The following is a 25,599-nucleotide window of genomic DNA, read 5'->3' on the forward strand; positions in this document are numbered from 1 at the left end:
GGGGGGGGGCGGGGGGGGGGGGGGGGGGGGGGGCGGGGGGGGGGCGCGGGGGGGCGGGGGGGCGGGGGGGGGGGGGGGGGGGGGGGGCCCCCCCCCCCCCACCCCCCGCGTCCTTCGCTCACTCCCCGTCCGGGTCGGCCCGGTCCAGCGCGGGCCTGCGCGGCGCGGGCGAGTCGGTCAGCAGGTAGTCGGCCGCCGCGGTGTCCGTCACCAGGCTGGTGACCAGGCCGGACCGGAGCACCGCTCCGATCGCCGCGGCCTTGCGCTGGCCGCCCGCGATCGCCACCACCTCGGGGATCCGGCGCAGCCGGTCCGCCTCGACCGTGATGCAGCGCTCGCCGAGGTCCCGGCCGACCCTGCGGCCCTCCGAGTCGAAGAGGTGCGCCGACATCTCGGCGGCGACGCCGAGCGAGGCGTAGTGCCCGCGCTCCTCGTCGGACAGCATGTCGTGGACCGTGGAGATGCCGGGCTCCCAGGAGCCGATGGACACCGCCGCGACCGTCACCTTGTCGAAGTACTCGAAGGCGCGGGCGATCCCGGTCTGGTGGCGCAGCGCGGCGGCGGTGGCCGGGTCGGGCAGCAGCATCGGTGCGTAGATCGGGTGGGCCTCGCCGCCGGAGACCTGGGCGGCCCGCCGGACCGCCTCGACCGAGCCGCGCTCGGCGGTACCCGCGTCGTACACCCCGGTGAGCTGCACGACCGTGCAGGGCGGGAGCCGGTCCAGGGCCGCCGCCATGTGGATGGTGGACCGGCCCCAGGCGAGCCCGAGCACATCGCCCTCGTTCACCAGTTCGCCCAGCAGATCGGCCGCGACCTCGCCCAGGTTCTCCGGGTCGGCGGCGTCGTCCTGTTCCTCGGCCGGGGATTCGACCACGACCGCGTGGCGCAGCCCGTAGCGGGCGCGGAGCGCGTCGGAGCGCTCGGCGTCCAGCTCGGCCGGGACCCGGATCTCGATCCGTACGAGGTCACGCTCCAGCGCCGTCTCCAGGACCCTGGCGACCTTGAAGCGGCTGACGCCGAACTCCTCGGCGATCTGGATCTTGGATTTGCCCTCAAGGTAGAAGCGGCGGGCCATGGCCGCCGCCTGCACCAGCTCCGCGGGCCCCATCCGCAGGGCGGACCGGCCCGCCGACATTGCAGACACCGCGTTCTCCTCACTGCTGTTCACGCTCTCGATACGCCGTTCATCCTGTCAGATACGGCGATCCTTGATCGGTCCCGTCGGACCGCGTTCATCTGCCCTTGGCCGGGTCGACCGGCGATCGGGGACCGGAGCGGCTGCCTGCTCCGCCGCCCGCGTCAGTGGCCGCACGCCCACTCCGCAGAGGCGATGGCTCCGTCGGCCCTGGCGCGCAGGGCCCGTACCGCCGCGGCCGGGTCCTTGGCGCCGTACACGGCGGAGCCCGCGACGAAGACGTCGGCGCCGGCCTCGGCGCACCGCTCGATGGTCGACTCGGAGACCCCGCCGTCGACCTGGAGCCACAGTTCGAGACCGTGCCGGGAGATCAGCTCACGGGTGCGTCGGATCTTCGGCAGCATGATGTCCAGGAAGGACTGGCCCCCGAAGCCCGGCTCCACCGTCATGATCAGCAGCATGTCGAGCTCGGGGAGCAGGTCCTCGTACGGCTCGATGGGCGTCGCCGGCCTGAGCGCCATGGAGGCGCGGGCGCCCTTGGCCCGGATCTCGCGCGCCAGCCGCACGGGGGCGGCCGCGGCCTCCACGTGGAAGGTGACGGATCCCGCCCCCGCCTCGACGTACTGCGGGGCCCAGCGGTCCGCGTCCTCGATCATCAGATGACAGTCCAGCGGCGTGGCCGTGGCCCTGCTGAGCGATTCCACGATCGGAACGCCGAGGGTCAGATTGGGCACGAAGTGGTTGTCCATGACATCGACATGGAGCCAGTCGGCGCCTTCCACGGCCTGCGCCTCGTCAGCGAGGCGTGCGAAGTCGGCGGAGAGAATACTGGGGTTGATCTGGGCCATGGGTCCAGCCTGCCATGTTCTGCGGCACTTCCCCGCTTCGGTGCGCTCCAAAGCCTCACGGGATCATTACGGTTCGCACATTCCCGGCTTTATCGCCCCCGGACGATCACCGGGACAGCGGCCGTTGCCCGGCGTCCGCGTCGCCGGCAGACGATGTCCGCGCCATGAACAGGAACCTCCTCAGAGGCCCGTGGCCCTCAGGAAGGCCTCCGCGATCCGTGCGGGGGTGTGCTCGGCGACCTGGAGGGGCGCCTGCCGTGCGGCGGCGTGGTAGGCGTCCGGGTCGTCGAGGAGTTCGGCGGTGGCCCGCCAGAGGCGTTCGGGTCCGTCGACGAGGTCCGGCATCCGGCCGGCCGCGCCGATGAGCGTGGGCAGGTGCCCGAGTCCGTAGCCCACCACCGGGGTTCCCACCGAGAGAGCTTCCGCGGCCACGTTGCCGAACGTCTCGGGGAGAATCGAGGGCAGCACGGCGACGGCGGCGCCCGCCAGGAAGGGCTGGACCTCCTGCCAGGGCAGGGCGGGAAGGATCGAGACGCCCGGCAGGGACGCGGCCAGAGCGCGGCACTCGGCGGTCACCCGGTCCTGCATGCCGGTCCGGAACTCGAATCCGGCCGAGGCCAGCACGATGTCCACCGGGCGGCCGAAGTCGCGGGGAAAGGCACGCAGGAGTTCGGAGATCCCCTTCTGCGGATCGGCGCGGGCCAGCGTCCGCACCGGACCGCCGCGGCGCAGCCGTTCACGCTCGGCCTCGGCCGGCACGGTGCCCTGCCGGGGCAGGGCGTTGGGCAGCGATAGCCAGCCTTCGGTGTCGAGTCCGGCCCGGCGGGCCTCCCCGGTCAGGAAGTCGCTGACGGTCAGCACGGTGTCCGGGCTGTGGGCGAGGCTCTCCAGCATGCGTTCGTCGGTGCGCAGGAAGTGGACCATGAGAGCCGTGCGCACCCCGGGCGGCGCGGGTGCGAGGTAGCCCAGGCCCACGACCGCGTCGACCCAGCACACCAGGTCCACGTCGTGCTCGCGCAGAAGCCGGCGGACTTCGCGGCACACCGGTTCCGGATCTGCGAGCAGGTTCAGTGCCTCGTCGTAGACGATCGGCCGGGGCAGGGCCAGGCTGCCGAGCCGCAGGAGGTGGGGATCGTCCGCGCCGGTGGCCGGACCGGCTGCCACGATCACGGCGTGATGGCCCAGTTCGCGCAGACCGTCGGCGAGCGAAGCGACGCTGCGCTCGATCCCGGCGGGTTCGCTGGGATTGTGCGTCAGCAGGACGAAGGCGATGTTCACGCGGGGTGGTCCTCCGTGGCCGGGTGCGGGGGAAGGGTGCCGGGCGGGGGCGGAAGGCCGCTTGCCCCGGCCCGGCGGCAACGCGGTTACTCCTGGGGCGGGTTGGGGCGGGCGATGAGCGCGACGCCCTGATCGCCGATGGCGTGGGGGCGTCGTGCGAAGTGGCGACGGAGCGCGGGGGCGATGGCCCGCCGCATGTCGGGGGCGCGCGGATGGTCCTCGTACCAGAGGTCGACGAGAGATCTGGCGGCGGCGTGGACCCGTTCCTCCGGTGCGATCTCGGGGAAGTGCAGGGCGGCCTCGGTCCGGTGCAGCGAGAAGTGCCGGAAACCGAGCGGGGCGAGGATCTCGGCGGCGGTGGCCAGCAGGAATCCCTGATGGTCGAGGGGTTCGCCGGTGAGCGGTACACAGGTCTCGTTGAGCAGGCCCACGAGTTCGTTGTCCGGGGCTCCGCCGATCAGCACGACCCGGGCCTGGGGGTGGCCGATGTCGCACACCCGCGCCATCTCGCGCACGGACTGTTCCAGGTCGTCCACGTAGGGAAGGACCCAGGCGGCCAGCACCGCGTCGAAGCTCCGGTCGGGGAAGGGCAGCGACTCGGCGTGCCCGGGGACGGGCTCGACCGTCCCGGTGCGGCTGTCGCCGGCGTGCGCGTTGAGCGTGGCGACCCGGGAGCCGTGCGGTTCGACGGTGGTGCAGCGGCCCAGCTGGCTCGCGACGGCCCGGGTCAGTTCGCCGGTTCCCCCACCGACGTCGAGGACGCGGTGACTGGCAGCGGTCGCACTGCGGACGAAGGCGATCTCCTCGCGGCGCTCCAGCCGTCCGGTGAAACCCAGCCAGCCCGCGTGGCCGAGGCGGTGGGGCCCCCGGTAGCGGGCCGGCATCCGGTCGGAAGGCCCGCAGAGGGGATGGCGGCGCACCTCCAGGACATCGGTGACGGACGGAGTGACGGCGGTGGGTGTGTGGGTGGGCAAGGCGTTCTCCTGTGCCAGTCGCGGGACAGTCGGTCGGGTCGCGACGCGCCGTCCGGGGAGTGCGCGCCGTCCCATCGGCCGGCGCGCGTGCGTCGCCGCCCGGTGGGCGTCAGCGTCCGGTGCGGGTCGGTGCCAGGGCGAGGACCTGGGCGCGCAGGCCCGGGTCGGCGCTGAACCGGCCCGTCAGATGGGTGGTGACCATCACCGCGCCATGGGCCTGGGCCCCGCGCTGGGTCATGCAGGCGTGTTCGGAGCGGATCAGACAGGCCGCGCCGAGGGAGTCCAGATTCCGGGTGAGGGCGTCGATGACCTGGCCGCCCAGCCGCTCCTGCACCTGGGGGCGCGCGCCGTACTCCTGGAGCAGCCGGGCGAGTTTGGACAGGCCGACGATGTGGGCGTCGGGCCGGGGGAGGTAGGCGACGGTCGCCCGGCCCACGAACGGCAGGACGTGGTGCTCGCACAGGGCGACGAAGGGGACGTCGACGGCGGCGATGACTCCCTGGTCCGTGGACTCGGGCGGGAACTGGACGCGCAGATGACGGTCCGGGTCGAGGTGGAGTCCGCGGGTCATCTCGGCCAGAGCCGTGACGAACCGGTGCGGGGTCTGTTCGGTCGAGGTGGTGTCGCAGTCGATGCCCAGGGCCGAGAACATCTCTCTCGCGTGTGCGGTGGCCTGTGCCAGGGAGGGTTCACCGGGGGCGTCGATCGCGGCCGGGTCCGTTTCTGCTTCCGCCGTGCTCGGGTGACTCGTGATGGTCATGCGCACCATTCCTGAACGGGTGACACGGAGGAACGGCCGCTGGACGGGTCAGGTCCGAGCATGGCGCCATCCCGCGGTGTTGACGTGTGTCTCGCTCACGACGACCTCGCTGACGAAGGCGCCGGCGGCGGCGGACAGCTCACGGAGGGCCTGGCCGACCACGCGTGCGAGCAGTTCGGCGACCGCCTCGACGGTCGGATGGGGAAGACCTACCGCGAAGCGCTCCGCCGGGCCGGGGTCACTCGCGCCGAAGCGGAAGACCTTGCTGCGGTGCTCGGCCAGGATGCCCGCGAGGGGGTCGTCGGCTCCGAGCATGGCCCCGTGGTCGAGGTAGGTGTCGATCCAGGCTCTGACATGGCCCTTGAAGGCCCCGAATTCGACCACTGTCCCCCGGTCCAGCAGCGGGGCCGTGACGGTGGCCTCCATCCACCAGGAATGGCCGTGGAGGTTGACGCATTTGCCGACCAGATGCGGAATCCGGTGCGCGGTCTCGAAGTTGTGCCGTACGGATACCGAATGGGCCGGCCTCGGGCCTTCGGGTAACTCCGGCGGATGTACCGCGCCCATCAGGGAATTCCGAGGTACTTGTGGGTTTGCAGGGAGAAGTTCCACAGCGGGTGCTCCAGGCAGTACTCGACGGTGGCGCGGGTGTTGGCGGCGATGTCCGGTCCGTCCATCGGCTGGAGGCGGAACGAGTCGAAGTCAAGGTGCTCGAACCGTGCGGGGTCGCCGTGCTGCTGGGGGTAGACGAGTTTGAGTTCGTCGCCGCGCTCCACGACCATCCGCGAGCCGATCTTCGGGCTCACGCACAACCAGTCGATGCCCGGGGGCGGCACCCTGGTTCCGTTGGTCTCGACCGAGACCATGAAGCCGCGGTCGTGCAGGGCTTCGACGGCGGGGGCGTCGAGCTGGAGAAGCGGCTCTCCGCCCGTGCAGACAACGAACCGCTGGGCGTCGGTGCGGGGCGCCCACTGCTCCAGGACGGTGTCGGCCAGCGCCTCGGGGGTCGCGAAGCGGCCGCCGTTCTCACCGTCGGTACCGACGAAGTCCGTGTCGCAGAAGGCGCAGACGGCGCGGTGGCGGTCCTTCTCCCGGCCGGTCCACAGATTGCAGTTGGAGAAGCGGCAGAAGACCGCGGGCCGTCCCGCGTGCCGCCCCTCGCCCTGGAGCGTGTAGAAGATCTCTTTCACCCGGTAGGTCATGCGGGCGCGCCCTGATAAGTGATCGGGTCGGGGAATCCGGCCTCGGTGAATCCCTTCAGCCGCAGCAGGCAGGTGTCGCAGTGGCCGCAGGCCCGCCCGCTGTCGTCGGGGTCGTAGCAACTGGAGGTCAGCGCGTAGTCGACACCGAGAGCGGTTCCCGTGCGGATGATCTCCGCCTTGGACAGGTGCAGCAGCGGCGAGTGCAGCGTGATCCGGCGCTTCCCCTCGACCGCCGACCTGGTCGCGAGGTTGGCCATCGCCTCGAAGGCCTCCAGGTACTCGGGCCGGCAGTCGGGGTATCCGCTGTAGTCGACGGCGGTGACTCCGGTGAAGATGTCCGCGGCCCCGACGACCTCCGCGTAGGCGAGCGCGAACGACAGGAAGATCGTGTTGCGGGCCGGCACGTACGTGGCCGGGATGCCCTCCCCCATCTCCGCTTCGCCGCGCCCCTTGGGGACATCGACGCCGGCATCGGTCAGCGCAGAACCGCCGAAGACGCGGAGGTCGATGTCCGCGACGACGTGCCGCTCCACCCCTTGCCGCTCCGCGACCCTGCGGGCGGCCGCCAATTCGACGGAATGCCGCTGCCCGTAGCTGAAACTGAGAGCGTAGGGAGTGAATCCCCGGTCTTTCGCCACCGCCAGGGTGGTCGTCGAGTCGAGGCCGCCGCTGAGGAGTACGATCGCCGGTTCCGCCATAGCATGTACCTTTCGCCCGCGCGAGCAAGGACACTTCTTGCATATACATGCGCGGAGAAAAAGTCACCCAATCGGCCGCCTCATTAAATATACGGCAAAGCCGGGAAAGTAATTCAATATTCTGTTGGTATTCCACTTCTTTTCATATACCGGGAAAGGGGCATCGGACACGCGAATACACGGGGAGCCGGTGCGATCAGCCGGTACGCCGCAGCACTGCGAGGTACATCGCGTCCGTGCCGTGCAGATGCGGCCACAGCTGGACGTCCGGTCCGTCGCCCAGCGCGGGCACCCCGGGCATCAGCGGACGGGCGTCCACCCACTCGGCCTCGACCGGCGCCCCGCCGCGGCCCTTGAGCACGTCCTCGACGACCACCCGGGTCTCCGCGAGGTGCGGGGAGCAGGTCGCGTACCCGACGACGCCGCCGATCCGTACGGCCTTCAGCGCCTCGCGCAGCAGACCGCGCTGGAGCGGCGCGAAGCTCTCCAGGTCCTCCTTGCGGCGTCGCCAGCGAGCCTCCGGCCGGCGGCGCAGCGCGCCGAGGCCCGAGCACGGGACGTCCATCAGGATCCGGTCGAAGGTGTCGGGCCGCCACGGCGGGCGGGTGCCGTCGGCGGTGATCACCTGGTACGGGCCGGGGTTGCCGGCGAGGGAGCGCTCGACGAGGCGGGCCCGGTGCGGCTGCTTCTCTGCCGCCAGCAGGGTGGCGCCGCGTCCGGCCGCGAGGGCGGCCATCAGGGCGGCCTTTCCGCCGGGGCCGGCGCAGCCGTCGAGCCAGCGGGTGTCCCTGCCCTCCAGCGGCGCGTTGGCGAGGGCCGCGGCGACGAGCTGGCTGCCCTCGTCCTGGACACCGGCCCGGCTCTCCTGCACGGCGGTCAGGGCGCCGGGCTCGCCGCCCTCGGCCATCCGCACGGCGTAGGGCGACCAGCGGCCCGGGAGTCCGTTCTCCTCGCCGAGCGCGTCGAGCAGCTCATCGGTGGTGGAACGGCCGGGGCGGGCGACCAGGGTGACCTCGGGCCGTTCGTTGTCGGCCTCCAGCAGGTCCTCGATGCCGGCGCGGCCGCCGCCGAGGGCGTCCCAGAGCGCGGAGACGACCCAGCGCGGATGCGAGTGCACGAGGGCGAGGTGGTCCTCCGCGTCGTCCTCGTACGAGGGGGCGACCCGCGCCACCCAGCCGTCGAGGTCGTCCGCGGAGACCTTGCGCAGGACGGCGTTGACGAACTTGGCGCGCCCCTCGCCGAGCACCACCCGGGCCAGTTCCACACTGGCGGAGACCGCGGCGTGGGTCGGGATGCGGGTGCCGAGCAGCTGGTGCACGCCCATGTTCAGCACGTCCAGGACCGGCGGGTCGACCTCGCGCAGCGGCCGGTCGATGCAGGCGGCGACGATCGCGTCGTACGTGCCCTGCCGGCGCAGCGTTCCGTAGACCAGCTCGGTCGCCAGCGCCGCGTCCCGGTTGTCGAAGTCGCCCTTGGCCCGTGCCTTCTTCAGCAGCGGGGGAAGGACGAGGTTGGCGTACGCGTCGCGTTCGTCGACGGCCCTGAGGGCCTCGAAGGCGAGGAACCGGACCGGGTCCTTCTGCGGGCGGCGGTGCGGGGTGGCGGGACGGCGACGCGGCTGGTCGTTCACGTGAAAGGTGCTCCGCTGATGGTGAGAGGGCGAACTGCCCCAGCCTACGTCCCCGACCCACCCCGCCCCGCCGTCCCGACGGATCCCCAGGGCCTGTATGGGGTTGTCCCGCGGCGTCACGGGGCTGGGCACGCACGCTCGCTGCGTTGCCGAAACGCCCTGGTGGCTCCGCTACAAGGGCGCTCCGGCGCCTTGCGATCGCACGCACCCAGCCCCGCTCCTCCTTCCGCGGGACAACCCCATACAGGCCCTAGATCACAGGCCCTAGATCCCCACGAGTTCGCCGGGAACGATGCGCACCCCGCGCGCCCAGTCAGCGGCGCGCATCGGCTTCTTGCCCTGCGGCTGGACCCAGAGCAGCTCGATCGCGTGCGATCCGGTGCCCACGTGGACGTTGTTCTTGCTCGCGGACAGCTCGCCGGGCGCCAGGTCGGTCCGGTCCAGAACGGGTACGGCCTGGACCAGCTTGAGCCGTTCCCCGCGGAAGAGGGTCCAGGCGCCGGGGGCGGGGGTGCAGCCGCGGACCACCCGGTCGACGCGCAGCGCGGGCGCCGACCACTGGACCTGGGCGTCCTCGACGGTGATCTTCGGCGCGAGGGTGATTCCGCTGTCGGGCTGCGGTACGGCGTGCAGGGTGCCGTCCTCGATGCCGTCCATGGTGGCGGCGAGCAGCCCGGCCCCGGCGAACGCCAGCCGGGTCAGCAGATCACCGCTGGTGTCGGTGGGCCGGACCTCCTCGGTGAGGACGCCGTACACGGGACCGGAGTCCAGCCCTTCCTCGATCAGGAAGGTGGAGGCGCCCGTCACCTCGTCGCCCGCCATGACGGCGTGCTGCACGGGTGCGGCGCCGCGCCAGGCGGGGAGCAGCGAGAAGTGGAGGTTGACCCAGCCTCGGGCGGGCACGTCGAGCGCGGTTCTGGGCAGCAGCGCCCCGTAGGCGACGACCGGGCAGCAGTCCGGGGCGATCTCCCGCAGCCGCGCCAGGAAGTCCTCGTCCCGTGGCCTGGCCGGCTTGAGGACCTCGATCCCGGCCTCCTCGGCCCGTTCGGCGACGGGACTGGCGACCAGCCGGCGGCCGCGTCCCGCGGGTGCGTCGGGCCGGGTCACGACGGCGGCGACCTCGTGCCGGCCGGAGGCGATCAGGGCGTCGAGTGCGGGTACGGCTACCTCGGGGGTGCCTGCGAAGACGAGCTTCATGGGTGGCTGACTGCCTCTCAGGCCGAAACGTTACGGTGACGAGCAACGCACAAGTCTATGGGCCCGGCGGCCGGGGGGCGTACGCGCCATTGCGCGCCCCTCGCAGGGGCGTATACGCCCCCGGAGCGTGACCACATCCCCGGCTGAGGCGTTGGTCAAGAGAGATTGACCGAAGCGAGCCGCCACGGTGCGGCCCGATCCCTTTCAACGCCGGTTCGAGAGGCTTCTTCATGGCCGACCACGCAACCCACGACGCCCAAGCGCGGGCCAGCCTGCATCTTCTGGTGCGGGACATCGAGCGGGTCCGGCGGCAGGTGGACGCGCTGCGCACCCTCACCGCCCAACTGGGCAACGTCTACCGTCCGCGCCGCTCCGGCCCGTCCGCGGGCTTCGTCGTCTACGGCAGGGCCCCGGCCCCCACCGTCAGGCTGGCGCAGGAACTGCGGGACAGTGTCGAGACCCTGGTGACGGCGGCAGTGGACTTCGACCGTTCGCTGGGCTTCTCCTGGGACGCGGTGGGATCCGCGCTGGGAGTCACCAAGCAGGCGGTCCACCGCCGCTACGGCACACGGCGTGCCACCCCCCAGCCGTTGGCGGCCGAGGCCGCCGAGCCCGTGGTGCAGCGGCCGGTGCCGGCGGTTCCCGGCTCCCCCGCCGCTCCCGCGCTGCCCGCGGTGCCGGCCGCGCGCTCGATGCCCCCGCAGCCGTCGGCGGACCGCCCGTCCCTGCGCGACGACCTGCGCCCGGGGGCCTTCCCCGGCCCGCGCAACGGCTGACGCCGTCCGGCTGTGCCCCGTCGCTTCCCGGCGGGGCACAGCCGTCCCGCGCCAACGCGGCCCCGGCCCGTCCGCCTGCGCCGTCAGCCGATGTCCGGCGGATCCACCCGGATCCGCACCACGCCCCCGCCGCCCCGCGACATCCGCGCCGACTGCGCCGCCTTCAGCGCGGCCGCGAGCGCCGCTCCGCTGCCCGGACGCACCCGGACCAGGGCCCGCTCCCAGGTCTCCCCCGGCGGTGCGTCGAAGGGCCTGCGGGGCCGTCCCGGCTCACTGCCGGGGACCGGCACCGGACCGAGCACCTCCGCGTCCGGCGGGAGTTGCGCGGCGGCCAGGAACGCGGCGAGTGCCTGCGGCTCTCCCGTCACCGAAGCCATCCGGGACACCGGCGGAAAGCCCAGCTCGGCCCGTTCCGCGAGCTCTCGGCGCGCGTGCCCGACCGGGTCCCAGCGCACCAGGGCCTGCACCGGACGCAGCGTCGGCTCGGCGACGATCACCACCGTGCCGCCCTCGGGCTGCCCCCGTACCAGCGCGGCGGCGGCCGTCCAGCGGCGCAGCGCCTCCTCCCCGGCCCGCAGGTCGGGGCGGCCGACCATCGCCCAGCCGTCCAGCAGCAGCGCCGCCGCGTACCCGCCCTCGGCCACCGGTTCGGCGCCCGGGGTACTGACCACGAGCGCGGGCTGGTCCGGTACGGAGTCCAGCACATGGTCGCGCCCGGAGGTCCGCACCGGCACGGCGGGAAACGCCCGGCCCAGCTCCTCCGCCGTCCGGCGGGCGCCGACGATCTGCGCGCGCAGCCGGCGGGCCCCACAGGCGACACAGTGCCAGGACGTCTCGGCCCGGCCGCACCAGGCGCAGTTCAGGTCCTGCTGGTCGGGCGCCTCCAGCGGCCCGGCGCAGTGCAGGCACCGCGCGGGCTCCCGGCAGCGCTCGCAGGCCAGCCGCGGGGCGTACCCGCGACGCGGCACCTGCACGAGCACCGGGCCGCTGCGCAGTCCGTCCCGCACGGTCTGCCACGCGAGGCTGGGCAGCCTCGCGGACCGGGCGGCGCCGTCCCGCGCGAGTTCGCCGTCGCCGACGGTGCGCACCAGGGGCGCAGCGATCCGCGTCTGCTCCCGGTCGGCGCGCAGCGGCAGTGCCCAGCCGCTCTCCACCAGTTGGGCGGCCTCCACGGTGCAGTTCGTACCGCCGAGCAGGAAGGCGCACCTGCTGTGCGCGGCCCGTAGTTCGAGGACCTCGCGGACGTGCGGGAAGGGGGCGTTGTCGTCGCTGTGGCTGGAGTCGCCGTCGTCCCAGACGGCGACCAGGCCGAGGTCGGCGACCGGGGCGAACATCGCGGCCCGCGTCCCGACCACCGCCCGGACGGACCCGCGCCGTACGGCGAGCCACTCCCGGTACCGCTTCTCGGGCCCCGAGTCGGCGGTCAGCAGGGCGTGGCGGCCCTCGTCGAGGATCCCGGAGAGTGCGGCGTCGACCCGCCCCGCGGTCCGTCCGTCGGGGACGACGACCAGTGCGCCGCGCCCCGACGCGAGGGTCGCGGCGACGGCCCTGGCGATCTCCTCCGGCCAGTGCGGACCCGGCAGCGCGGTCCACACGGCCCTGGGCGCGCCGCCCGAGGCGAGCGCCTCCAGGAACGCCGCGCCCTGCCCGTACCGCGCCCAGGTGCCGGGCGAGGGCGCCGGGGGCGGCGGCAGCGGTTCGGGAGAGGGTCTGGACTCGGCCCGTGCGTTCCTCGGCGGGACCGCGAGCTGGAGGACGTCCGCGAGGCTGCCCGCGTACCGGTCGGCGACGGCCCGCGCGAGGCCGAGCAGCTCCGGCCCGAGGACGGGTTCGGGCGACACGACGGAGGCGAGCGCGGCCAGTGCGCCGCTGTAGTCGGACTCGGCCAGCCGCTCGACCAGGAATCCGTCGATCAGCCCGCCGCCCTCGCGCCGCCCGCCCCGGACATTGCGTCCGCCTGCACCGAAGCGCACCCGCACCCGCACTCCGGGCTGCGCGTCGGCGTCGAGCTCCTCGGGGACGGCGTAGTCGAAGTACTGGTCGAGATGGAGCGCGCCCTTGTTCACCAGGACACGGGCGACGGGCAGTTCGGCGGCGAGGGCGGCCCCGCGCCAGGTCCGTGGTTTGGCCCGGGGCACCTTGGCCTGGCGCACCGTCTCCCGAATCAGCGCAAGCTGCTCCGGCGCCCCGGTGCCGGGCTCGTCGGACCGCTCGTTGTCGCTGCTCACAGCCAAATTCCTACCAGATGCCACTGACAGTGCGCGGTGCCGACCGCTCCGGCCCCGCGCCGAGCCCGCCCGTTCCGGCGGGGAGAAACACCGGAGCCCGGACACCGATGAGGTGTCCGGGCTCCGGCGGAAAAGTGCGCCCCCGGGGGCGCCGACCGCGGACCTACAGGCCCGCGGCCCTGCGCAGTGCGTCCACCCGGTCCGTGCGTTCCCACGTGAAGTCGGGAAGCTCGCGGCCGAAGTGGCCGTACGCGGCGGTCTGGGCGTAGATCGGGCGGAGCAGGTCGAGGTCCCGGATGATCGCGGCCGGGCGGAGGTCGAAGACCACGCCGATGGCGTGCTCGATCTTCTCGGTCTCGATCACCGCGGTGCCGAAGGTCTCGACGAAGAGGCCCACCGGCTCGGCCTTGCCGATCGCGTAGGCGACCTGGACCTCGCAACGGGCCGCGAGGCCCGCGGCGACGACGTTCTTGGCGACCCAGCGCATCGCGTACGCGGCCGAGCGGTCCACCTTCGACGGGTCCTTGCCGGAGAAGGCACCGCCGCCGTGCCGGGCCATGCCGCCGTAGGTGTCGATGATGATCTTGCGGCCGGTCAGACCGGCGTCGCCCATCGGGCCGCCGATCTCGAAGCGTCCGGTCGGGTTGACCAGCAGGCGGTAGCCCTCGGTGTCCAGCTTGATGCCGTCCTCGATCAGCTGGGCGAGCACGTGCTCGACGACGAACTCGCGGATGTCGGGCGCGAGGAGCGAGTCGAGGTCGATGTCGCTGGCGTGCTGCGAGGAGACGACGACCGTGTCGAGACGGACGGCCTTGTCGCCGTCGTACTCGATGGTCACCTGGGTCTTGCCGTCGGGACGCAGGTACGGGATGGTCCCGTTCTTGCGGACCTCGGACAGCCGGCGGGACAGCCGGTGCGCGAGGTGGATCGGCAGCGGCATCAGCTCGGGCGTCTCGTCGCAGGCGTACCCGAACATCAGGCCCTGGTCGCCGGCGCCCTGCTTGTCGAGTTCGTCCTCGTCGCCCTCGACCCGCTTCTCGTAGGCGGTGTCGACTCCCTGCGCGATGTCGGGCGACTGCGCGCCGATGGACACCGAGACGCCGCAGGAGGCGCCGTCGAAGCCCTTCTTGGAGGAGTCGTAACCGATTTCGAGGATCTTGTCGCGCACCAGCTGGGCGATCGGGGCGTAGGCCTTGGTCGTGACCTCACCCGCAACATGCACCTGACCTGTGGTGATCAAGGTCTCGACGGCGACACGTGACGTCGGGTCCTCGCGGAGAAGTGCGTCGAGAATGGTGTCGCTGATCTGGTCAGCGATCTTGTCGGGGTGACCCTCGGTAACGGACTCCGAGGTGAAGAGACGGCGGGACACATCGCTCCCTGGGGTTGCAGCGGCTGCTGGCTGATCATTTGGCGGACGGCCCGGGAGCTGCGCCCGGTAAGGTCCGGGACCAGTTTATCGGTCGGCTCCGGCTGTCGGACAACGTGTCTCGCCCTTTGGGAGTTCTGTGACATGCGGCACGGCGGCCCGGATGCCTTCCGGCGGCGCCGGAAAGCCCGGTCGGAGCCCTGTTTCCCAAGGGTTCCGACCCGCCGGGCGAGGACACGGGAAATTCATCCAAGACGCGGCGACACGAGGTCCCAGACCGTGTCGGCGAGCGCCTCCTTGGGCCCGAACGGCACCGGGGTCTCGCCGCCGTCGGCCGCGAGCACCACCGCTTCGTTCTCCTCCGAGCCGAAGGTCCTGCGCTCCCCCACCTCGTTGACCACCAGGAGGTCGCAGCCCTTGCGGCGGAGCTTCTCGCGCCCGTTGGCCAGGACGTTGTCGGTCTCGGCCGCGAACCCGACCACGATCTGTTCCGGGTGGGCGCGCCGCGCGGCGACCTCGGCGAGGATGTCCGGGTTGCGGACGAGCGTGATCGGGGCGGGCTCCTGGCCGTCCTTCTTCTTGATCTTCCCCGTGGCGTACTCGGCCGGGCGGAAGTCGGCCACCGCCGCCGCCATCACCACGACGTCCGCGTCCGCCGCCGCCTTCAGCACGGCCTCGCGCAGCTGCATCGCGGTCCCGGCCCGGACGACATCGGCCCCGGAGGGGTCGGGCAGGCCGGTGTTGGCCTCGATGAGCGTGACCCGCGCGCCGCGGGCGACCGCGGTGCGGGCGAGCGCGTACCCCTGCTTCCCGGAGGAGCGGTTGCCGAGGTACCGGACCGGGTCGAGCGGTTCCCGGGTGCCGCCCGCGCTGATGACCACATGGCGGCCCACCAGGTCGGGGGCGACCGGGCCGCGGGCCAGCACGCGGCGGCAGACCTCGAAGATCTCCGCCGGGTCCGGCAGCCTGCCCTTGCCGGTGTCGACGCCGGTGAGCCGGCCGACGGCGGGCTCGATGACGAGGGCGCCCCGGCGGCGCAGGGTGGCGACGTTCTCCCGGGTGGCCGGGTGCTCCCACATCTCGGTGTGCATGGCGGGCGCGAAGACGACCGGACAGCGCGCGGTGAGCAGCGTGTTGGTGAGCAGGTCGTCGGCGAGCCCGTGGGCGGCCTTCGCCAGCAGGTCGGCGGTGGCGGGGGCGACGACGACGAGGTCGGCGTGCTGCCCGATCCGTACGTGCGGGACCTCGTGGACGTCGTTCCAGACCTCGGTCGACACCGGGTGGCCGGAGAGCGCCGACCAGGTGGCCGCGCCCACGAAGTGGAGCGACGACTCGGTCGGCACGACCCGTACGTCGTGGCCGGACTCGGTCAGCCGCCGCAGCAGCTCGCACGCCTTGTAGGCGGCGATGCCCCCGCTGACGCCCAGAACGACCTTCGGCTTCTCCACTGCGTCTCCCCGCACTCGGATACGTACTCGGCCCCGTACGCCCCCATGCTGCCTCACCGTCGCGGACGCCGGCCTGCCGCCCCGGGACACACCACAGGCCCGGCGGTGGAGACCGCCGGGCCTGTGGTGAAGGTGCGTTTTCCTGCTTACTGCGCGGGGCCCTCGATGGCCTCGGAGGTGAGCAGGCCCGCGTTGATCTCGCGGAGTGCGATCGAGAGCGGCTTCTCGTGCACGTGGGTGTCGACGAGCGGGCCGACGTACTCGAGGAGTCCCTCACCGAGCTGCGAGTAGTACGCGTTGATCTGGCGCGCGCGCTTGGCGGCGTAGATCACGAGGCTGTACTTCGAGTCGGTTGCTTCGAGGAGCTCATCAATCGGCGGGTTGATGATGCCCTCGGGCGTGGTGATGGAAGAGGACACTCTCTGCCTTCCGAAGGGGGTGAAGATCAAAGAAATCTTTGACAGTCAGGGGCTGTGTGGTGCGGTCCCGTGTCGGTGCGACGCGTTCGTTCAGTCGCCGGCGGCACGGTGGCCGGAAGCCTCCAGCATCAAGGCTAGCAGCTCACGTGCCACATCCTCGACGGAGGTATTGACAAGCGTCGTATCGAACTCGGATTCGGCAGCCAGTTCGATCTTGGCCGCGCCGAGACGGCGCTCGATCACCTCGGGCGCCTCGGTGCCGCGGCCGGTGAGCCGGCGGACCAGCTCGTCCCAGCTCGGCGGCGCCAGGAAGACCAGCTGGGCGTCGGCCATCGACTGCCTGACGAGCCGGGCACCCTGGAGGTCGATCTCCAGCAGCACCGGCTCACCCGCCTCCAGCCGCTCCTGCACGGCGCGGCGCGGCGTGCCGTAGCGGTTGCCGGCGAACTCGGCCCACTCCAGCAGCTCGCCGTTGGCGATCAGCTTGTCGAACTCCTCGTTGTCCACGAAGAAGTAGTGGACTCCGTTGCGTTCACCGGGGCGGGGCTTGCGGGTCGTCGCCGACACCGAGAGCCATACCTCGGGGTGGACCTTGCGCATATGCGCGACGACCGTGCTCTTGCCGACCCCCGAGGGGCCGGAGAGCACGGTCAGCCGCGGACGTACGTCCGGGGGTGCGGGGGACGTCCCCCGGGATGTTGCAGCCATGGAGCGATTATCCAGGTTCTCAGGAGTGCCTGAGAACGTCAGGCGGCGCTGCCGCCGAACTCACGCTCCAGGGATGCGATCTGGTTGGAGCCAAGACCCCGGACCCGGCGGCTCTCGGAGATGCCGAGCCGCTCCATGATCTGCTTGGCGCGGACCTTGCCCACGCCGGGCAGGGACTCGAGCAGGGCGGAGACCTTCATCTTCCCGATGACGTCGTTCTCCTGGCCCGACTTGATGACCTCGTGGAGGGAGGCGCCGGAGTGCTTGAGTCGATTCTTGACCTCGGCCCGCTCCCGGCGAGCCGCGGCGGCCTTTTCGAGCGCGGCTGCGCGCTGTTCAGGGGTAAGGGGCGGAAGAGCCACGCCTACGTCACCTCGGATGTCGATCTGTCGGATACGGACCGGTGAGGCAACTGGATCGCCCCTCACCTGGTGAGCAACGAACAACCTGTGCGCGTTGGCTCTCGACGGAGACTAGCGGCCAGGGCCGCCGGAGTCAGCGAGAACAGACTAAAAGTCCTGGTCAGCCTTTCCCGACCGGGACATTCCAGGCATAACAGCCGAGATTTTTGGTCAGGATTACGTCAACACGCTGTTACGTGGGATGGTCAGCCGTCCGAGACGGCCGCGCGGACCTCGTCCGCGAACCGCTCGGCGGCTTCGCGCAGCCCTGCCGCGTCCGGACCGTGGCGCAGCACGCCCCGGCTCACGCTGGGCAGCACATGGCCCACCGCGTCACCGAAGACCCCCGGCAGATCCGCGGGGGTCGCGCCCTGTGCGCCGATGCCGGGCGCGAGCAGCGGACCGTTGATCGCGAGGTCCACGCCCGCGTCGCCGAGCGTGGCCCCGACCACCGCGCCGACCGAGCCGAGCGGCGTGGCCCCCTCGTTCTCGGCCGCCATGTGGTCGAGCATCAGCTGGGCCAGCGAGCGGCCGTCGGCCGCGGTGGCGCGCTGCACCTCCGCGCCCTCCGGGTTGGAGGTGAGGGCGAGCACGAAGACCCCGGAACCGGAGAGCGCGGCCGCGTCGAGCGCCGGCCGCAGCGAGCCGAAGCCGAGGTACGGCGAGACGGTGACCGCGTCGGAGAACAGCGGCGAGTCCTTGTCGAGGTAGGTGGCGGCGTAGGCGCCCATGGTGGAGCCGATGTCACCGCGCTTGGCGTCCATCAGGACCAGTGCGCCGGCCTCCCTGGCCTCCGCGACGGCCTTCTCCAGGACGGCGATGCCGCGCGAGCCGAAGCGCTCGAAGAACGCCGACTGCGGCTTGAGGACGGCGACCCGGCCGGCCAGTGCCTCCACGACCGTACGGGTGAAGCGCTCCAGGCCCGCCACGTCGTCGTTCAGCCCCCAGGAGCTGAGCAGGGAGGCGTGCGGATCGATGCCGACGCAGAGCGGGCCACGGGTGTCCATGGCCCGGCGCAGCCGTGCGCCGAAGGGTTCCTGGGTCATCGGGCGGCCTTCCTGGTTTCGGCGCCGACGGCGTCGGCGAGGGTGGCGTACGGGGAGGCGGCCAGCCGCGCGGCCAGGCCCTTGTGGATCGCGCGTGCGTAGAACGGGCCCTCGTAGATGAAGGCGCTGTAGCCCTGTACGAGCGTGGCGCCGGCGAGGATGCGCTGCCAGGCGTCCTCGGCGTTCTCGATGCCTCCGACGCCCACCAGGGTGATCCGGTCGCCCACGCGCGCGTAGAGGCGGCCCACGACCTCCAGGGAGCGTTCCTTGAGGGGTGCGCCGGAGAGCCCGCCGGTCTCCCCGGTCAGGGTCGGCGAGGACTTCAGGCCCAGGCTGTCGCGGGCGATGGTGGTGTTGGTGGCGATGATGCCGTCCAGGCCCAGCTCGACCGCGAGGTCGGCGACCGCGTCGATGTCCTCGTCCGCGAGGTCGGGGGCGATCTTGACGAGCAGCGGGACCCGGCGTCCGGTGACGGTCCGGTCGGCGGCCTCGCGCACGGCGGACAGCAGCGGGCGCAGCGACTCGGTGGCCTGGAGGTTGCGCAGGCCCGGCGTGTTCGGCGAGGAGACGTTGACGACGAGGTAGTCGGCGTGGGCGGCGAGCCGCTCGGTGGACTTCACGTAGTCGGCGGCGGCCTCGGCCTCGGGGACGGCCTTGGTCTTGCCGATGTTGACGCCGACCGTGGTCCGGAAGACCGGCACGCGGGCGGCCAGCCGCTCCGCGACGGCGGCCGAGCCCTCGTTGTTGAAGCCCATGCGGTTGATCAGCGCGCGGTCCGCGACCAGGCGGAACAGCCGCTTCCTGGGGTTCCCGGGCTGCGGCTCGCCGGTGACCGTGCCGATCTCGATGTGGTCGAAGCCGAGCATCGCCATGCCGTCGATCGCGACGGCGTTCTTGTCGAAGCCGGCGGCGAGGCCGAAGGGGCCGTGCATCCGCAGGCCGAGGGCCTCGGTGCGCAGCTCCTGGTGGCGGGGGGCGAGCGCGGCGGCGACGAAGGTGCGCAGGACGGGGACGCGGGCGGCGAGGCGGATCCACCGGAACGCGGCGTGGTGGGCCTGCTCCGGGTCCATGCGCTTGAAGACCAGCTGGAAGAAGAGTCTGTACATCGGGGGTGTCCTCGGTGTTCTCACGAAGAGGGGGACACCGTTTCCGGTGTCCCCCTGCTGGGCTCTAGTCGCGGGCCGCGGTCAGGCGTTCCGCGTGTTCCTGGAGGGAACGGACGCCCACGTCGCCGTGGTTGAGGGCGTCGATGCCCTGGACCGCCGCGGCGAGCGCCTGGACCGTGGTCAGGCACGGTACGGACCGGGCGACGGCCGCGGTACGGATCTCGTAGCCGTCGAGCCGGCCGCCGGTTCCGTACGGCGTGTTGACGATGAGGTCGACCTCGCCGTCGTGGATCAGCTGGACGATGGTCTTCTCACCGTTGGGGCCCTCGCCCTCGGACTGCTTGCGCACGACGCGGGCGTTGATGCCGTTGCGCTTGAGCACCTCCGCGGTGCCGGAGGTGGCCATCAGCTCGAAGCCGTGGGCGACCAGCTCGCGGGCCGGGAAGATCATCGAGCGCTTGTCGCGGTTGGCAACCGAGATGAAGGCGCGGCCGGTGGTGGGCAGCGGGCCGTACGCGCCGGCCTGCGACTTGGCGTACGCCGTGCCGAAGACCGAGTCGATGCCCATGACCTCGCCGGTGGAGCGCATCTCCGGGCCGAGGACCGTGTCGACGCCGCGGCCGTGGATGTCGCGGAAGCGCGACCACGGCATGACGGCCTCCTTGACGGAGATCGGCGCGTCGAGCGGCAGCGTGCCGCCGTCGCCGTGCCGGGGCAGCAGTCCCTCCTCGCGCAGCTCCGCGACGGTCGCGCCCAGCGAGATCCGGGCGGCGGCCTTGGCGAGCGGGACCGCGGTCGCCTTCGAGGTGAAGGGGACGGTGCGCGAGGCGCGCGGGTTGGCCTCCAGGACGTAGAGGATGTCTCCGGAGAGCGCGAACTGGATGTTGATCAGTCCGCGTACGCCGACGCCCTTGGCGATGCCCTCGGTGGAGGCGCGCAGCCGCTTGATGTCGTAGCCGCCGAGGGTGATCGGGGGCAGTGCGCAGGCGGAGTCCCCGGAGTGGATGCCGGCCTCCTCGATGTGCTCCATGACGCCGCCGAGGTAGAGCTCGGTGCCGTCGTAGAGCGCGTCGACGTCGATCTCGATCGCGTCGTCGAGGAAGCGGTCGACCAGGACCGGCCGGGTGGGGCTGATCTCGGTGGACTCGGAGATGTACGAGGCGAGCCGGGTCTCGTCGTACACGATCTCCATGCCGCGGCCGCCGAGCACGTACGAGGGACGTACGAGGACGGGGTAGCCGATCTCGTCGGCGATGGCCTTGGCCCCGGCGAAGGTGGTGGCGGTGCCGTGCTTGGGGGCGGGCAGACCGGCCTCGGCCAGCACCTGGCCGAAGGCGCCGCGGTCCTCGGCGGCGTGGATCGCCTCCGGCGGGGTGCCGACGACGGGCACGCCGTTGTCCTTGAGCGCCTGGGCCAGGCCGAGCGGGGTCTGGCCGCCGAGCTGCACGATGACACCCGCGATCGGGCCCGCGAGGGACTCCGCGTGCACGATCTCCAGCACGTCTTCCAGCGTGAGCGGCTCGAAGTAGAGGCGGTCGGAGGTGTCGTAGTCCGTGGAGACGGTCTCCGGGTTGCAGTTGACCATCACGGTCTCGTAGCCCGCGTCGCTCAGCGCGAAGGAGGCGTGGACGCAGGAGTAGTCGAACTCGATGCCCTGGCCGATGCGGTTGGGGCCGGAGCCGAGGATGATCACCGCGGGCTTGGTGCGGGGCGCGACCTCGCTCTCCTCGTCGTAGGAGGAGTAGAAGTACGGGGTCTTCGCGGCGAACTCGGCGGCGCAGGTGTCGACCGTCTTGTAGACCGGGCGGATACCGAGCGCGTGCCGCACCTCGCGGACGACGTCCTCGCGCAGGCCGCGGATCCCGGCGATCTGGGCGTCCGAGAAGCCGTGCCGCTTGGCGTCGGCCAGCAGTTCGGGCTGGAGCTTGTCGGCGGCGGCCAGCTCGTCGGCGATCTCCTTGATCAGGAAGAGCTGGTCGACGAACCAGGGGTCGATCCTCGTGGCGTCGAAGACCTCCTCCTGGGTGGCACCGGCCCGGATCGCCTGCATGACGGTGTTGATCCGGCCGTCGGTCGGGCGGACCGCCTCGGCCAGCAGCTCCGCCTTGTCGCCGGGCTCGCCGGTGAAGGTGAACTGCGAGCCCTTCTTCTCCAGGGAGCGCAGTGCCTTCTGCAGCGCCTCGGTGAAGTTCCGGCCGATCGCCATGGCCTCGCCCACCGACTTCATGGTGGTGGTGAGAGTGGAGTCGGCGGAGGGGAACTTCTCGAAGGCGAAGCGCGGGGCCTTGACCACGACGTAGTCGAGGGTCGGCTCGAAGGAGGCCGGGGTCTTCTCGGTGATGTCGTTGGGGATCTCGTCGAGCGTGTAGCCGACGGCCAGCTTGGCGGCGATCTTGGCGATCGGGAAGCCGGTGGCCTTCGACGCCAGTGCCGAGGAGCGGGAGACGCGCGGGTTCATCTCGATCACGATGACCCGGCCGTCGACCGGGTCGATGGCGAACTGGATGTTGCAGCCGCCGGTGTCGACGCCGACCTCGCGGATGATCGCGATGCCGATGTCGCGCAGCCGCTGGTACTCGCGGTCGGTGAGGGTCATCGACGGGGCGACGGTGATGGAGTCGCCCGTGTGGACGCCCATCGGGTCGAAGTTCTCGATGGAACAGACGACCACGACGTTGTCGTTCTTGTCGCGCATCAGCTCCAGCTCGTACTCCTTCCAGCCGAGGATGGACTCCTCCAGGAGCACCTCGGTGGTCGGGGAGAGCGTGAGGCCCTGTCCGGCGATGCGGCGCAGCTCCTCCTCGTCGTGGGCGAAGCCGGAGCCGGCGCCGCCCATCGTGAAGGAGGGGCGGACGACGACGGGGTAGCCCCCGAGGGTGTCGACGCCCTTGATGATGTCGTCCATGGAGTGGCAGATGACGGAGCGGGCGGACTCGCCGTAGCCGATCTTCGCCTTGACCGCTTCGACGACGCCCTTGAAGAGTTCGCGGTCCTCGCCCTTGTTGATGGCCTCGACGTTGGCGCCGATGAGCTCGACGCCGTACTTCTCCAGGACACCGTTCTCGTGCATGGAGATCGCGGTGTTCAGCGCGGTCTGGCCGCCCAGGGTGGGCAGGAGCGTGTCGGGGCGCTCCTTGGCGATGATCTTCTCGACGAACTCGGGGGTGATCGGCTCGACGTAGGTGGCGTCGGCGATCTCCGGGTCGGTCATGATCGTCGCCGGGTTGGAGTTCACCAGGATGACGCGCAGGCCCTCGGCCTTGAGGACGCGGCAGGCCTGGGTGCCGGAGTAGTCGAACTCGGCGGCCTGGCCGATGACGATCGGACCGGAGCCGATGACCAGGACGGACTGGATATCGGAGCGCTTAGGCACGCTGGCCCTCCATCAGGGATACGAAGCGGTCGAAGAGGTACGCGGCGTCGTGCGGGCCGGCGGCCGCCTCGGGGTGGTACTGGACGCTGAAGGCCGGCCGGTCGAGGAGCTGGAGACCCTCGACGACCTGGTCGTTCAGGCAGACGTGGGAGACCTCGGCCCGCCCGTAGGCGGTGTCGGAGACCTGGTCGAGCGGGGCGTCGACGGCGAACCCGTGGTTGTGCGCGGTGACCTCGACCTTGCCGGTCGAACGGTCCTGCACGGGCTGGTTGATGCCGCGGTGGCCGTACTTCAGCTTGTACGTGCCGAAGCCGAGCGCGCGGCCCAGGATCTGGTTGCCGAAGCAGATGCCGAAGAGCGGGGTCCTGCGCTCCAGGACGCCCCGCATGACGGAGACCGGGTGGTCCGCGGTGGACGGGTCGCCGGGGCCGTTGGAGAAGAAGACGCCGTCGGGGTTGACCGCGTACACCTCCTCCAGGGTGGCGGTGGCGGGCAGGACGTGCACCTCGATGCCGCGCTCGGCCATCCGGTGCGGGGTCATGCCCTTGATGCCGAGGTCGACCGCGGCGACGGTGAACTTCTTGGTGCCGATCGCGGGGACGACGTAGGCCTCCTTGGTGGCGACCTCGGCGGAGAGGTCGGCGCCCGTCATCTCGGGGGCCCGGCGCACCCTGGCGAGGAGGGTGTCCTCGTCGGCGAGTGCGTCGCCGGAGAAGATGCCGACGCGCATCGCGCCGCGCTCGCGCAGGTGGCGGGTGAGGGCGCGGGTGTCGATGCCGCTGATGCCGACGACGCCCTGGGTCGTGAGCTCCTCGTCGAGCGAGCGCCGCGAGCGCCAGTTGGAGGGCACCCGGGCGGGGTCGCGCACGACGTAGCCGGCGACCCAGATCCGCTTCGACTCGGGGTCCTCGTCGTTCACACCGGTGTTGCCGACGTGCGGGGCGGTCATCACGACGACCTGGCGGTGGTACGAGGGGTCGGTCAGCGTCTCCTGGTAGCCGGTCATGCCGGTGGAGAACACCGCCTCGCCGAAGGTCTCCCCCACAGCCCCGTAGGCGCGGCCGCGGAAGGCGCGGCCGTCCTCCAGGACGAGTACGGCGGGAGCTTTGGCGGCTCCCCGGGTGGAGATCGTCATCGTGCGGTGCCTTCCGTAGAGCTGGTGAGGTGGTTGACGGCCTCGACCCAGGCAGGGTGTTCGGCCGCGTGGTCGGAGCGGAATCCGGAGTCGATCAGCTGGTCGCCGAGCGCCCAGGTGATGATCAGCAGGCCCCCCTCGGGGAGGACCTTGCCCGCGAGTGCCTTGTCGGTACGGGCCGCGCGCAGGTCGGCGGCGGGGACGAAGAAGTCCGCCGCGCCGGGCCGTACGACGTCGAGGCCCTGCTCGGTGAGGGTGAGCTCGACGCGGCTGCGGGTGCCGAGGCCGTGGGCGACGATGCGGTCGAGCCACTGCCCGGCCGTCGTCGAGGCGTGGTAGCGCCCGGTCAGGGTGAGCAGCTTCTCGCCGTCCGCGAAGCCGTCCGGGCGGGCCGCGAGGTCGGACAGTCCGGACTGGAGGCTGCCGCGCCACTTCCATCCCTGGCGCATCAGCCAGTAGACGAAGGCGACGAGGACGGCCAGTCCGATCACCCAGCTGATCCGGGCGGACCAGTCGGTCACCTCCGCCGACTTCTGCTCGGCGGCCAGTTGGTACAGCTGATGCTTGGGGCTGAGTGTTGTCACGCGAGCTTCCCGTCGACGACCGTGGCACGGCCCCGCAGGAAGGTGTGCGTCACTCGGCCCGGCAGCTCGCGCCCCTCGTACGGAGTGTTGCGGCTGCGGGAGGCGAAGCCCGCGGGGTCCACCGCCCCACGGTATGCCGGATCGACCAGCGTGAGGTTGGCGGGCTCGCCCGCGGCGACGGGGCGGCCGTGGCCGTCCAGCCGGCCGATGGCGGCCGGGCGCAGCGACATCCGGTCGGCGACGCCGGCCCAGTCGAGGAGTCCGGTCTCGACCATCGTCTGCTGGACCACGGAGAGCGCGGTCTCCAGGCCCACCATGCCCATGGCGGCCGCGGCCCACTCGCAGTCCTTGTCCTCGTGCGGGTGCGGGGCGTGGTCGGTGGCGACGCAGTCGATGGTGCCGTCGGCGAGGGCCTCGCGCAGGGCCAGGACGTCGGCCTCGGTGCGCAGCGGCGGGTTCACCTTGTAGACCGGGTTGTAGGACCGTACGAGCTCGTCGGTGAGGAGCAGGTGGTGCGGGGTGACCTCGGCGGTGACGTTCCAGCCCTTGGACTTGGCCCAGCGGACGATCTCGACGGATCCGGCGGTCGACAGGTGGCAGATGTGCACCCGGGAGCCGACGTGGGCGGCGAGCAGCACATCGCGGGCGATGATCGACTCCTCGGCGACCGCGGGCCAGCCGCCGAGGCCGAGCTCGGCCGAGACGATGCCCTCGTTCATCTGGGCGCCCTCGGTGAGGCGGGGCTCCTGGGCGTGCTGGGCGACGACTCCGTCGAACGCCTTCACGTACTCCAGGGCGCGGCGCATGATCACCGCGTCGTCGACGCACTTGCCGTCGTCGGAGAAGACCTTCACTCCGGCGGCCGAATCGTGCATGGCGCCGAGTTCGGCGAGCTGCTTGCCCTCCAGGCCGACGGTGACGGCGCCGATGGGCTGCACGTCGCAGTAGCCGGATTCCCTGCCGAGCCGCCAGACCTGCTCGACGACGCCGGCGGTGTCGGCGACCGGGAAGGTGTTGGCCATGGCGTGCACGGCGGTGAAGCCGCCGACCGCAGCGGCCCTGGTGCCGGTCAGGACGGTCTCGGAGTCCTCCCGGCCGGGCTCGCGCAGGTGGGTGTGGAGGTCGACCAGGCCGGGCAGCAGGACCTGGCCCGCCGCCTCGACGACGGTGGCGCCGGTGGCGTCGAGGCCGGTGCCGACCGCCGCGATGGTCTCGCCGTCGATCAGGACGTCCCCCGGCTCGCCGCCGAGGATCTTCGCGCCGCGGATAAGGATCTTGCTCATG

The 25,599-nt window shown here is 71.9% G+C and carries 23 protein-coding genes; 1 reads left to right on the forward strand and 22 read right to left on the reverse strand.

Features of this window, described 5'->3' with window-relative positions:
* Window positions 1–118: 118 nt before the first annotated feature.
* From ACIO3R_RS26795 to fmt, 10 genes are all read right to left on the reverse strand, one after another.
* Window positions 119–1,135: a sugar-binding domain-containing protein gene (locus ACIO3R_RS26795; protein ID WP_363027812.1), complete on the reverse strand. Its 1,017-nt coding sequence runs from the start codon at window positions 1,133–1,135 to the stop codon at window positions 119–121.
* 164 nt (window positions 1,136–1,299) lie between these two features.
* Window positions 1,300–1,983, reverse strand: a complete 684-nt coding sequence (rpe, locus tag ACIO3R_RS26800) for a ribulose-phosphate 3-epimerase (protein ID WP_385031297.1) — start codon at window positions 1,981–1,983, stop codon at window positions 1,300–1,302.
* Window positions 1,984–2,163: 180 nt separating this feature from the next.
* Window positions 2,164–3,261 carry a glycosyltransferase family 4 protein gene (locus ACIO3R_RS26805; RefSeq protein ID WP_402109319.1) on the reverse strand — a complete coding sequence of 366 codons (1,098 nt, stop codon included), beginning with the start codon at window positions 3,259–3,261 and terminating at the stop codon, window positions 2,164–2,166.
* Between the two features lie 86 nt (window positions 3,262–3,347).
* Window positions 3,348–4,235, reverse strand: coding sequence for a class I SAM-dependent methyltransferase (locus tag ACIO3R_RS26810; protein ID WP_402109321.1), 888 nt, complete (start codon window positions 4,233–4,235; stop codon window positions 3,348–3,350).
* A 109-nt stretch (window positions 4,236–4,344) separates the two neighbouring features.
* Entirely contained in the window at window positions 4,345–4,995 is a 651-nt protein-coding gene (folE, locus tag ACIO3R_RS26815) for a GTP cyclohydrolase I (protein ID WP_402109323.1), read from the reverse strand.
* Window positions 4,996–5,043: 48 nt separating this feature from the next.
* Window positions 5,044–5,562: a 6-pyruvoyl trahydropterin synthase family protein gene (locus ACIO3R_RS26820; protein WP_402109325.1), complete on the reverse strand. Its 519-nt coding sequence runs from the start codon at window positions 5,560–5,562 to the stop codon at window positions 5,044–5,046.
* The gene (gene queE / locus ACIO3R_RS26825) at window positions 5,562–6,197 is read right to left on the reverse strand and encodes a 7-carboxy-7-deazaguanine synthase (RefSeq protein WP_385031281.1); all 636 of its coding nucleotides are present in this window, start codon (window positions 6,195–6,197) and stop codon (window positions 5,562–5,564) included. The genes ACIO3R_RS26820 and queE overlap by 1 nt, the downstream gene beginning before the upstream one ends.
* Complete coding sequence (gene queC / locus ACIO3R_RS26830; protein WP_385031278.1) at window positions 6,194–6,895, reverse strand: 7-cyano-7-deazaguanine synthase QueC; 702 nt, start codon at window positions 6,893–6,895, stop codon at window positions 6,194–6,196. Before queC ends, queE begins: the two co-directional genes overlap by 4 nt.
* Window positions 6,896–7,091: 196 nt before the next feature.
* The gene (locus ACIO3R_RS26835; RefSeq protein WP_401285844.1) at window positions 7,092–8,525 is read right to left on the reverse strand and encodes an RsmB/NOP family class I SAM-dependent RNA methyltransferase; all 1,434 of its coding nucleotides are present in this window, start codon (window positions 8,523–8,525) and stop codon (window positions 7,092–7,094) included.
* A gap of 264 nt (window positions 8,526–8,789) precedes the next feature.
* Window positions 8,790–9,722, reverse strand: coding sequence for a methionyl-tRNA formyltransferase (gene fmt, locus ACIO3R_RS26840; RefSeq protein WP_385031272.1), 933 nt, complete (start codon window positions 9,720–9,722; stop codon window positions 8,790–8,792).
* 230 nt (window positions 9,723–9,952) lie between these two features.
* Here fmt and ACIO3R_RS26845 point away from each other — a divergent pair, with 230 nt between their 5' ends.
* Window positions 9,953–10,498, forward strand: coding sequence for a hypothetical protein (locus ACIO3R_RS26845; RefSeq protein ID WP_402109330.1), 546 nt, complete (start codon window positions 9,953–9,955; stop codon window positions 10,496–10,498).
* Between the two features lie 83 nt (window positions 10,499–10,581).
* On the opposite strand, the gene ACIO3R_RS26850 is transcribed toward ACIO3R_RS26845, so the two are convergent.
* The 12 genes from ACIO3R_RS26850 to ACIO3R_RS26905 all read right to left on the reverse strand — a co-directional run bounded on the left by ACIO3R_RS26850 (window position 10,582) and on the right by ACIO3R_RS26905 (window position 25,598).
* Window positions 10,582–12,726, reverse strand: coding sequence for a primosomal protein N' (locus ACIO3R_RS26850; RefSeq protein WP_402109333.1), 2,145 nt, complete (start codon window positions 12,724–12,726; stop codon window positions 10,582–10,584).
* Between the two features lie 163 nt (window positions 12,727–12,889).
* Window positions 12,890–14,098 carry a methionine adenosyltransferase gene (gene metK, locus ACIO3R_RS26855; protein ID WP_402109335.1) on the reverse strand — a complete coding sequence of 403 codons (1,209 nt, stop codon included), beginning with the start codon at window positions 14,096–14,098 and terminating at the stop codon, window positions 12,890–12,892.
* Between the two features lie 242 nt (window positions 14,099–14,340).
* Window positions 14,341–15,543 carry a bifunctional phosphopantothenoylcysteine decarboxylase/phosphopantothenate--cysteine ligase CoaBC gene (gene coaBC, locus ACIO3R_RS26860; protein WP_402109337.1) on the reverse strand — a complete coding sequence of 401 codons (1,203 nt, stop codon included), beginning with the start codon at window positions 15,541–15,543 and terminating at the stop codon, window positions 14,341–14,343.
* A gap of 146 nt (window positions 15,544–15,689) precedes the next feature.
* Window positions 15,690–15,962 (reverse strand): DNA-directed RNA polymerase subunit omega, encoded by a 273-nt coding sequence (rpoZ, locus tag ACIO3R_RS26865; RefSeq protein ID WP_003970369.1) that lies wholly within the window; start codon window positions 15,960–15,962, stop codon window positions 15,690–15,692.
* A gap of 90 nt (window positions 15,963–16,052) precedes the next feature.
* Window positions 16,053–16,670: a guanylate kinase gene (gene gmk / locus ACIO3R_RS26870; protein ID WP_385029245.1), complete on the reverse strand. Its 618-nt coding sequence runs from the start codon at window positions 16,668–16,670 to the stop codon at window positions 16,053–16,055.
* A gap of 38 nt (window positions 16,671–16,708) precedes the next feature.
* Window positions 16,709–17,032, reverse strand: a complete 324-nt coding sequence (locus ACIO3R_RS26875) for an integration host factor (RefSeq protein WP_018524251.1) — start codon at window positions 17,030–17,032, stop codon at window positions 16,709–16,711.
* Window positions 17,033–17,277: 245 nt separating this feature from the next.
* Window positions 17,278–18,117, reverse strand: coding sequence for an orotidine-5'-phosphate decarboxylase (gene pyrF / locus ACIO3R_RS26880; RefSeq protein ID WP_385029250.1), 840 nt, complete (start codon window positions 18,115–18,117; stop codon window positions 17,278–17,280).
* Window positions 18,114–19,223: a quinone-dependent dihydroorotate dehydrogenase gene (locus tag ACIO3R_RS26885; RefSeq protein WP_402109338.1), complete on the reverse strand. Its 1,110-nt coding sequence runs from the start codon at window positions 19,221–19,223 to the stop codon at window positions 18,114–18,116. The genes pyrF and ACIO3R_RS26885 overlap by 4 nt, the downstream gene beginning before the upstream one ends.
* A gap of 64 nt (window positions 19,224–19,287) precedes the next feature.
* Entirely contained in the window at window positions 19,288–22,596 is a 3,309-nt protein-coding gene (gene carB / locus ACIO3R_RS26890) for a carbamoyl-phosphate synthase large subunit (RefSeq protein ID WP_402109340.1), read from the reverse strand.
* Window positions 22,589–23,731, reverse strand: a complete 1,143-nt coding sequence (gene carA, locus ACIO3R_RS26895) for a glutamine-hydrolyzing carbamoyl-phosphate synthase small subunit (RefSeq protein ID WP_385029258.1) — start codon at window positions 23,729–23,731, stop codon at window positions 22,589–22,591. The genes carB and carA overlap by 8 nt, the downstream gene beginning before the upstream one ends.
* Window positions 23,728–24,315 (reverse strand): hypothetical protein, encoded by a 588-nt coding sequence (locus ACIO3R_RS26900; protein WP_402109343.1) that lies wholly within the window; start codon window positions 24,313–24,315, stop codon window positions 23,728–23,730. Before ACIO3R_RS26900 ends, carA begins: the two co-directional genes overlap by 4 nt.
* On the reverse strand, window positions 24,312–25,598 hold the full coding sequence (locus tag ACIO3R_RS26905; RefSeq protein ID WP_363027750.1) for a dihydroorotase: 1,287 nt from the start codon (window positions 25,596–25,598) through the stop codon (window positions 24,312–24,314). Before ACIO3R_RS26905 ends, ACIO3R_RS26900 begins: the two co-directional genes overlap by 4 nt.
* Window position 25,599 lies beyond the last annotated feature (1 nt).

Origin of the sequence: Streptomyces sp. NPDC087428, assembly GCF_044744085.1 — a bacterium.
Taxonomy (GTDB): domain Bacteria; phylum Actinomycetota; class Actinomycetes; order Streptomycetales; family Streptomycetaceae; genus Streptomyces.